We start from the raw sequence: 9,285 nt of genomic DNA, 5'->3' as shown, positions 1-9,285 counted from the left end.
GCCTTGTCCTGCTCCTTCGGAGCCGCGGACAAGGCGCCGCACTGGTCTGCGGAGTGTTCTGAAAGCTGAGCCCGGCCCCGCCTGCGGTGACTCGGCTGCGAGCGGCCTGCGATGGGGCCGTTGTTGGTTGGGGCCGCTGGGCTGATGTGAGGGCGCGTGGCCGTTGCGGGCCCTGGTCCCGGCGGCGGTCTCGGCGCTTTGCGCCTGCCTCCTTTGGGGACTGCGGGTCCGTGACGGCAGCTGCGGCGCTTCGCGCCTGCTGCCTGAGGCGACTTTGGGGTTGGGGTGAATTGAAGTTGAATACTTTTCCCGAGAAGTGAACGACCTATTTTGGACCCCCGAAGCATTGGCATATTTTGACCGCTATTTCCTGCGGCTTTGCTGCGCGAATCCTGCGGTTTTGTAATCAAAAAGTGTGGATGCTCCGGGGCCTCGTTTTTACTCGTTCACTTCTCGGGAAAAGTATTAGAGCTCAGCTGGTAGGGGTACCGCTTTGGCGTCGAAGCCCCGCGTCTTCTCCGCTTGATTGGGGAAAGTGTCCTCGCTTAAGCAATTGCGTTCCTGCCCAGACGTATCTGCGGAGTCGTCTGCACAATTCGCGGTATTATGGTGCGGAGTTTTGAAAGGAGCCGCTGGTGGTCACGACGACGTTTGCTTCGCCTTTGGGCGAAATCCTGCTTGCCGCTGATGGCCGCGGTCTGACGGGGCTTTGGTTTGAGGGGCAGGAGCACTTTGGCTCCACGCTTCTCCGGGAAGACTCCGAACATGTTGAAGGGGCCGATGCGGTTTCCGGTGCTGGTGGCTTGTCGTCGGCGAGTCCGGCTCATGGTGCGGCTTCTTCGGTGCTTGAGCGTTCGTGGGCTTGGCTGAATGCTTATTTTGCAGGGCAGGAGCCTCTGTATACGCCGCCGTTGCATATGATCGGTACGGCGTTTCAGCGTGAAGTCTGGTTTGAGCTGCTTTCTATTCCGCGTGGCGAGGTCGCCACGTATGGCGAGATTGCGGCTCGTGTCGCCGCCCGCCATCGGGTGCCGGGGAACGAGGACCCCGTTGTGTCTCCTCGTGCGGTGGGGGCTGCGGTCGCTCGCAACCCTATTTCGATTATCGTGCCGTGCCATCGCGTGGTTGCCGCCGACGGCTCGCTTAACGGATATGCCGGCGGGCTCGATCGCAAGGAGTGGCTGCTTCGGCTTGAGGGCGCGTACGAGGAATAACGTTCGAGCGCTTTGCATAGCCAAGATGCCGTGAAAGAACGGGACACGCTTTCCGAATGGAGACTCAGACGGAAACCACGTCCCGGAATTCCGTTTTAAAGCGGGATGCGCTTTCCGAATGGCGTCCCAAGCGGAAACCGTGTCCCGGAATACAGCCTCAGAGTGGGACGTCGTTTCCGGTTGAGACCACCTGCTTGGACATCTTTCTACGCTCGCTCTTGCAGGGCGTAGATCGACTTATCCATGTTGAACAGGTAAGCCACGACGCAGACAATAAAGAACATCGGCAGATTACCAAAGCCGAAGACTTCGCAGCCAATAAGGATGGGTGCGAGCAGCGTATTGGTGGCGCTGCCAAAGACGGCTGCGTAGCCCAGCGCGGCGCAGAACTCGGCGGGCATGCCGAGAATCCCGGCGAGTACGACACCCAGGCTGGCTCCGATGGAAAACAGCGGCGTCACCTCACCACCCTGATATCCTGCGGCAAGTGTGGCGATGGTGAGTACGAATTTGAGCGCCCAGTCCCAAGGCATGATGGTGACCTTACCGTTACCGTTGAGCGCCGCCGATATCAGGTTGGTGCCAAGGCCGCAGTATCGACCCTGCCACAGTGCGAACAGAATCGCCGATAGCGCGATGCCGATAGCGGCGATGCGCGCATAGGGGTTGGGGAGCAGCCGCGCCGCAAGGGTCTTGGTATGGGCAAGGCACCAGGCAAAAGCTCCACCTACCATACCAAACGCGATGCCTAGTACCGCAAGCCGTCCAAGACCGGGGAGGTCAAGCGCGCATGAGGCGACAACGGCGACCGCGAACTTCTCGAGTCCCAGGACACCGGAGGCCATACTTGCGGCGAGCGAGGCTGTAAGCGCGGGAAACAGCGCGCGGTATTCCATGCGTCCTGCGACCAGTACTTCGATAGCAAAGACCGTGGCAGCAAGGGGCGTTCGAAAGAGCCCGGCAAAGCCGGCGGCCATGCCGATAAGCAAAAACGTGTTGCCGGGGTCTCGGAAAGGTAGACGTCGGCCGATCCAATGTGAGACGGTTGCACCGATCTGCACGGCCACACCCTCGCGTCCCGCACTGCCGCCAAAGAGGTGCGTCCCCCACGTGCTCAGCATAATGAGCGGCACCAAGCGCGGCGAGATGGCGTCCTCACGCCCGTGGCCTACGTCGAATACCAGGCTCATGCCGCGGTCGGTGCCCTTGCCCCAAGCGCGGTAGGCAAACACGATGGCAAGGCCCATAAGGGCGAGGAAGGGGAGGAGCAGGGTGATGTGCTCGTCGCGGAAGGCGCCGATCGCCAAAAGCACGCGTCCAAAGAGCGCGCAGATGGCGCCAACGATGATACCGACGGGGATTCCGACGGCACCCATAAGCACAAGACCGCTATAGGTGTTGAGCAGACGTTTGATTCTGCTCGAAGCGCTGCTTTCCGACACTTCTCCTCCAAAACAAAAAAGACTCCTGCCGCAGCGTGATGCCTAGGGGCATCACGTAACAGCAGAAGTCATCAGCAACAAGGCGGTTTAGGGTAACGCGGCAGCTTGGCTGGCGCACCCAACGGAGACATTCATTCCGCAGTGGCATCATAGCGGTGGATACGGTTTGGGTCAAATGGTTGCCGTGGACAGTCCTGGTGCCTGCCCGCACCCCTCGTTTCCCCATATAAAACCTGCCAAAATAAACCTGTCCCTTTTTGGTCGGTGCGAAATGGGTAATACTAAAGAGTTATCCGACCAGATGGGAATTAATCGATGGCTTATATCGAATTCAAAGACGTCGTCAAAGCATACGGCGAGGGTGACGCCCGCATTCACGCGCTCGATGGCGCGAGCTTTACGGTCGAGCGCGGTGAGCTCGCCATTATCCTGGGTGCTTCGGGTGCCGGCAAGACCACGGCGCTCAACATTCTGGGTGGCATGGATACGGCGACTTCCGGCACCGTAACGGTGGATGGGCGCGACGTGAGTTCCGCCAATGAGGCGCAGCTCGTGGAATACCGCCGCGCCGACGTCGGCTTTGTCTTCCAGTTCTATAACCTGGTTCCCAACCTGACGGCGCTCGAAAACGTCGAGCTTGCGGCGCAAATCTGCCCCGATTCGTTCGATGCCGAGCAAACGCTTCGCCAGGTTGGCCTGGGCGAGCGCCTCGCCAACTTCCCCGCGCAGCTTTCGGGCGGCGAGCAGCAGCGCGTGTCCATCGCCCGCGCACTGGCCAAGAACCCCAAGCTGCTCCTGTGCGATGAGCCCACGGGTGCTCTCGACTACAAAACCGGCAAGCAGATTTTGCAGCTGCTGCAGGATACCTGCCGCAAGCAGGGCATTACGGTCATCATCATCACGCACAACTCCGCGCTCGCGCCCATGGCCGATCGCCTGATCTGCTTTAAGAGCGGTCGTGTGGAGAGCGAGACGGTCCAGCAAAATCCCGTGCCTATCGAGACGATCGAGTGGTAGCGCCCATGGACCAAGATCGCCAAAACAGCCAAAACCACGATACGGAGCACGTGGGTAACGATCGGGAGTTCGCGACCTACCGTACCGCTCAAAGCTCAAATGATATGGCGCCGACGGTTTTTCGCCGTGGCATCTCCCGCACAATCCGAGGCAGTCTTAAGCGCTTCCTATCTATCGTGGTCATTACCGCGCTCGGCGTGAGCGTGATGTGCGGTCTTAAGGCGGGCTGCGAGGATCTGCGCGATTCGGTCGACGTCTATTTTGACCAGCAGAATGTCTATGACATTAACGTGCAGTCGACCTATGGCCTTACGCGCGACGATCTTGCGGCCATTCAAGAGGTCGACGGCGTCGAGACGGCCGAGGGCATCTACACCGAGACCGCCTACACCGCCGTGGGTACCACGCGCGAGCGTGTAGTCGTGCAGAGCTTTTCCAGGAAGAATATCGATCAACCGGTGCTGGTGAGCGGCGATTTGCCCGAGAGCGCCGGCGAGGTCGCGGTGACTTCGAAGTTCCTGAAGGCTTCGGGCAAAAAGCTCGGCGACACGGTGAGTTTTGCCGCCAATGACGCGAGCTCGTCGAACCAAAGCGCCAAGGACCAGTTTGCCGCGGGTGATTACACCATTACGGCCGAGGTCCTCGATCCTACTGATGTGAGCTCCGACTCGACAGTCAACGCCTTTCGCGCTGCTTCGGCTGCGGACTATAAGTTCTATGTGAGCGAGGATGCCGCGACATCTTCTTCCTACTCCGCGGTCCACGTGATCGTCGAGGGAGCCAAGAGCCTCAACTCCTATTCAGATACCTACACGACAAAGATCAACGAGGTCAAGGGTAATATCGAGAAGATTCGCGACGAGCGTGAGAAGGTGCGCGCCCAAGAGCTGACGGTCGACGCGCCGGCAAGCTTGGATGCCTCCGAGCGCCAGGCGAATATGCTCTTTGGGATTGAGCAGGACAACATCAACCGCATGCCCCAGGGCAGTGAGGAGCGCGCTCGGGCTCAGGCCGATTTGGACCAGCGCCGCGCCGCCACCGACCAGCAGTTTGCCGATGCACGCGCCGAGCTTTCCGATCTGGGCGAATGCACTTGGTACATCCAGGATCGCGGTAACATCGCAAGCTACTCAAGCGTCGAGAGCGACAGCTCTTCGATTGAGGCCATCGCCACGGTTTTCCCATTTATTTTCTTCGTCGTAGCCGTGCTCATCAGCCTTACCACCGCTACTCGTATGGTCGAGGAGGAGCGCACGCTCATTGGCTTATACAAGGCGCTCGGCTATTCACGCGGGCGAATCCTGTCCAAATACGTGGACTACTCGCTGTGGGCATGTCTGTTCGGCGGCGTACTCGGCAACATCATCGGATTTGTGGGGTTGCCGCTGTTCCTGTTTACGGTGTTCGATGACATGTACTCACTGCCCCAGATGCTGCTTTCGTACGACATCGTGTCCTCGATCGTCTCGGTGGCGCTGTTTACCGTGGGCGTGGTGGGTGCCACGATTATCGCCTGCCGCCACGAGATGGCCGAGACCCCAGCCTCGCTTATGCGTCCCAAGGCCCCGCGAGCCGGCTCGCGCATCTTGCTTGAGCGCATCGGCTTTATTTGGCGCCGCATGGGCTTTTTGAACAAGGTGGCAGCGCGTAACCTGTTCCGCTACAAAAAACGTGCCTTTATGACCATCTTCGGTATCGCCGGCTGCACGGCGCTTGTGATCTGCGGTATGGGCATCCGCGATACGTCGGTGGCGCTTTCGCCCAAACAGTACGGGCATATCACGCGCTATGACTTGCTGGCGGTCGCCAATCCCGATGACTATGCTCAGACGTGTGCGGCGCTGGAAGAGCGTAGCGCGGCCAGCGACTCCGGCGTACGCGTGACCTCGACCCTGCCGATTATGACCGACAACGTCACCTTTACGTTTGGCGGTAAGAGCGAGACCGTACAGCTCATCGTGATTCCCGACGACCGCACGAATGACCTGGACGATTACGTGCGCCTGGAGGATGAGTCCAAAGAACCGCTCGCCCTGCGTGACGGGGACGTGTATTTAAGCAAGAGTTCACAGCTGGTGCTGGGGATTCAGCCGGGCGATACGGCGCAGGTCCAGGATTCGTCGCTCAATGTTACCAAGGTCAAGGTTAGCGATATCTCGCTCAATTATTTGGGCAACACGCTTTATATGACGCAGGGCACCTATGAGCGCGCGTTCGGCCGAAGCGCGCGTCTTAACGGCATCTTTGTGCTGCTTAAGGGCTCGTCGGCCGACCAGATTGCGTTTAGCAAGAAGCTTAAGAGTGACGGTTGGCTTACGATTTCGAGTACGGCCGAGCATTGGGAGAACTATGAGTCGAACTTTACGATTATCAATTCGGTCGTAGTGCTTGTGACCTTTATGGCGGCGTGCCTGTCGTTTGTGGTGGTGTTTACGCTGTCTAATACGAATATTTCGGAGCGCGAACGCGAGCTGGCGACCATCAAGGTGCTGGGCTTCCGCCGTGGCGAGGTGCACCACTACGTCAATAAGGAGACGTTGATCCTTACGGCGATTGGCACCGCACTGGGCGTGCCGCTGGGTGGCCTGCTTGCCGAGAGCTTTACGTACGTTCTTCAGATGCCGTCGCTGTACTTTGATGTTGAGGTCGAGCCGCTGAGTTTCGCGCTCGCTGTGGTGCTTTCGTTTGGCTTTACGATTATCGTCAACCTCGCCACCAACCGAACCCTCAACAAGATTGACATGGTCGGTGCCCTCAAGAGCGCCGAGTAACCTGTTCTTGGATTCAAGTTGTAGCGAGCTGTGACGTGTCGCAGTCGCTTTATTGCATAAACCGCCCCGCTGAATGCATATTTTGGCGGGGCGGTTGCTTTTTACCCGCAGGTACCCCCAGGGGCGGCGTGCAAATTCCGGAGAATTCAGCATTCCGGAGTCCACGAGTATGGGAGCGGGCGCACAAAACTGCGCTGAAAGCCCTGATTCTGAGCTCCCAACGCCTCAAGAGCCGCTCGTTTTTACAAGATACGGCCCATGGCGCCTGCCTTTCGCCCAAAATTCAGTATGCAGGCACCCTCGGCTGCTGAAAACTCCCAAAAATGCACGGCGCCTCCTGCCCTAGGCACCCGCAGCAAGAAGACGAATAGCCTCGGCGAGCATGTAAACGCAGGGCCCTCCGACCCCGACCGACGATTTCGATTGGCGACCCTTGACGGAGTCAAGGGAGGAGCCAAATCGAAATACGTTGGGCGGGGTCGGAGGGCCCGATGGGATGGATTTCGGCCGAGGCTATTCGTCGCCGAAGCTGATGCCCAGCGCCTTGGCCTCGCGTACCAGGTCGCTCTGGGGATCGACAAACTTGAGCTTGCCGGCGACCTCCTCGAGCGGCATGTGGCACATCTTGCCGTCACGCAGGGCAATCATGTAGCCAAACTCGCCGCGTAGGCAGCCCAGTGCCGCCTCAACGCCGCACTGGGTCGCAAAGATGCGGTCCTGGGCGTCGGGCTGACCGCCGCGCTGCGTGTGGCCGGGGATGGCGACGCGGGTCTCGCGACCGGTCTTGGCCTCGATTTCCTTGGCAATGTCGTAGACAATCGACGGACTCGTGCGCTCGGCGAGCTTCTTCTTGTACTCCTTCTTGGGCAGCGCCGCGTCCTCCTTGGAGATAGCGCCCTCGGCGACGGCCACGATCGTAAAGCGGCTGCCGGTTTCCATGCGATGCTCGATGGTCTTGATGACGTTACCCATGTCGTAGGGAATCTCGGGAATCAGGATGACGTCCGCACCGCCCGCGACGCCAGCGTACAGCGGGATCCAGCCAACCTTGTGGCCCATGATCTCGATAACGAACACGCGGCCGTGACTCGAGGCGGTGGTGTGGATGTCGTCGATGCACTTGGTGGCGACGTCGATGGCGCTCGTAAAGCCAAACGTCATTTCGGTGCCCCAGGTGTCGTTATCGATGGTCTTGGGCAGAGCGATAACGTTGAGGCCCTCTTCGCGCAGGCGGTTGGCGGTCTTGGTGGAGCCGTTGCCGCCCAGCATAAACAGGCAGTCGAGTTGCAGCTTGTGATAGGTGTGGACCATCGCAGGCACCTTCTCGACACCGTCGGCCTCGGGAATGTCCAGGCGCTTGAACGGCGTGCGGCTCGTGCCCAAAATGGTGCCGCCGCGGGTGAGGATGCCGCTAAAATCGGCGGGCGTCATGACGCGGAACCTGCTGTAGATAAGGCCCTGGTAGCCGTCCTCAAAACCATAGATCTCGATAGGTTCTTCGCTATTGGTCATAAGCGTTTTGACGATGCCGCGCATGGTGGCGTTGAGCGCCTGACAGTCGCCGCCGCTGGTAAGAAGACCGATCCTAAGCATGATGAATCCTTCCGGGCAAGTTATAACATGCGCATAAGTTTACCCCCGCACACTGTTGATACGGGGGTAAAACGTGTTAGCTCAAGCGTATAGAAATGTAAACAACGTCAGGCGAGCGTAAGGTCGACGGGCCTGGCTCCTTACAGTGCGAAGGCGTCGACGTCGCCCCAGTGGCGGCGCAGCGTAATAGCGGCGGCGGGTTCGGTATTGTCAAAGACGACCGACCATTGCGTATTGCTGGTGATGTCTCCCTGTTTGGGCTCTTGCGCTGCGGCGCGCAGGGCTTCCCAGGCAATCGTTTCGTCCTGGGCACCGACATGGGCGTCAAGGACATCGGCAATTGCGACGGCGCGCTCTTTACCATGGCCCAGCTCGCCGTTCTTTTGGTTGGGCAGCACTTCGTCGCCATAGCAGGGGTAGAAGTTCGTAACCTGGCGTACAGGAGTCGCTTTGAAAGCGCGGTCCGGATCGTGCGGATCCCACTCTACTACGCGCGCGTCACCGGTGGCGTCGTTGATAAAGAAGTGATAATCGCGTCCTGCCATGGCGTGCATGTCGTAGGCGGAAAGCAGGTCGACAGCTTCTTGCGTGGTGGCGGCACGGTCGAGTACCAGACGGATGGCGAGCGAGGTATTGATGACAGGGCGTTGCGTGTCCTGGTCACAGGGCTTGGAATCCAGGGTGAGCACGGCAACGGACACGCCGCATTCGTTAACACCGTCGAGCTGGGCAAACGGACCCATGAGTGCGGCGGCGCGTCCGGCGACGGAATCAAGCGGAGTGTTATCGCCCAGGTTGTTAAGGGCGGCAAACCCGATGGAGGCATAGCCGCCGCGTGGGTGATTGCGCACCAGCAGCGCCGAGGTGTCGTCCTTAAAGTCGTAATTGCGACCGGTGCGCACGCGGCCTTCGGCATCTACGGCGACAAAAGCGCTGCAGGCAAACTGGGGAGCCTGGACATGTGCCGGCACACCGGGCAGCACCTGCGCCACCACGGCATCGATGTAGGCCTGGTCGTCGCGCACGCCAGCGGCGATGATGCGATCAAGATCGTAGTCGTAGGCAATGTCGATTGCGTACAGGTCATAGCCATCCGCGTAGCCGGTCAAGCGTTTGAGCGACGCGGCGGACTTGATTTGCTTGCGGTAAACGATACCGGTGGCAGCGGCAAGGCCGACGGCGACTCCCGCGACACCGCAGGCGATGGCAATGTTACGTGGCTTCATGACGGCTCCTCTCGTCCTGTTA

6 protein-coding genes are annotated in these 9,285 nt (G+C 59.6%); 3 read left to right on the top strand and 3 right to left on the bottom strand.

From position 1 onward, the window contains the following. The first annotated feature begins 635 nt into the window (after window positions 1–635). Window positions 636–1,214: a methylated-DNA--[protein]-cysteine S-methyltransferase gene (locus ACTNA2_RS07710; RefSeq protein WP_441049076.1), complete on the top strand. Its 579-nt coding sequence runs from the start codon at window positions 636–638 to the stop codon at window positions 1,212–1,214. Window positions 1,215–1,420: 206 nt separating this feature from the next. Here ACTNA2_RS07710 and ACTNA2_RS07705 read toward each other — a convergent pair whose 3' ends face one another. Further along, on the bottom strand, window positions 1,421–2,656 hold the full coding sequence (locus ACTNA2_RS07705) for a chloride channel protein (RefSeq protein ID WP_441049075.1): 1,236 nt from the start codon (window positions 2,654–2,656) through the stop codon (window positions 1,421–1,423). A 315-nt stretch (window positions 2,657–2,971) separates the two neighbouring features. On the opposite strand from ACTNA2_RS07705, the gene ACTNA2_RS07700 reads away from it, so the two are divergent. Then, the gene (locus ACTNA2_RS07700; RefSeq protein WP_427718202.1) at window positions 2,972–3,673 is read left to right on the top strand and encodes an ABC transporter ATP-binding protein; all 702 of its coding nucleotides are present in this window, start codon (window positions 2,972–2,974) and stop codon (window positions 3,671–3,673) included. Window positions 3,674–3,678: 5 nt separating this feature from the next. Beyond that, window positions 3,679–6,444: an FtsX-like permease family protein gene (locus ACTNA2_RS07695; RefSeq protein ID WP_441049074.1), complete on the top strand. Its 2,766-nt coding sequence runs from the start codon at window positions 3,679–3,681 to the stop codon at window positions 6,442–6,444. A gap of 513 nt (window positions 6,445–6,957) precedes the next feature. On the opposite strand, the gene ACTNA2_RS07690 is transcribed toward ACTNA2_RS07695, so the two are convergent. Beyond that, entirely contained in the window at window positions 6,958–8,037 is a 1,080-nt protein-coding gene (locus ACTNA2_RS07690; protein ID WP_154514896.1) for a 6-phosphofructokinase, read from the bottom strand. A 140-nt stretch (window positions 8,038–8,177) separates the two neighbouring features. After that, on the bottom strand, window positions 8,178–9,263 hold the full coding sequence (locus ACTNA2_RS07685; protein WP_441015206.1) for a carcinine hydrolase/isopenicillin-N N-acyltransferase family protein: 1,086 nt from the start codon (window positions 9,261–9,263) through the stop codon (window positions 8,178–8,180). Window positions 9,264–9,285 lie beyond the last annotated feature (22 nt).

Source organism: Collinsella sp. HCP28S3_E9 (assembly GCF_052065455.1).
GTDB lineage: Bacteria > Actinomycetota > Coriobacteriia > Coriobacteriales > Coriobacteriaceae > Collinsella.
Note: the sequence above shows the minus strand (reverse complement) of the source record. Positions and strands in the feature narration are given on the sequence as shown.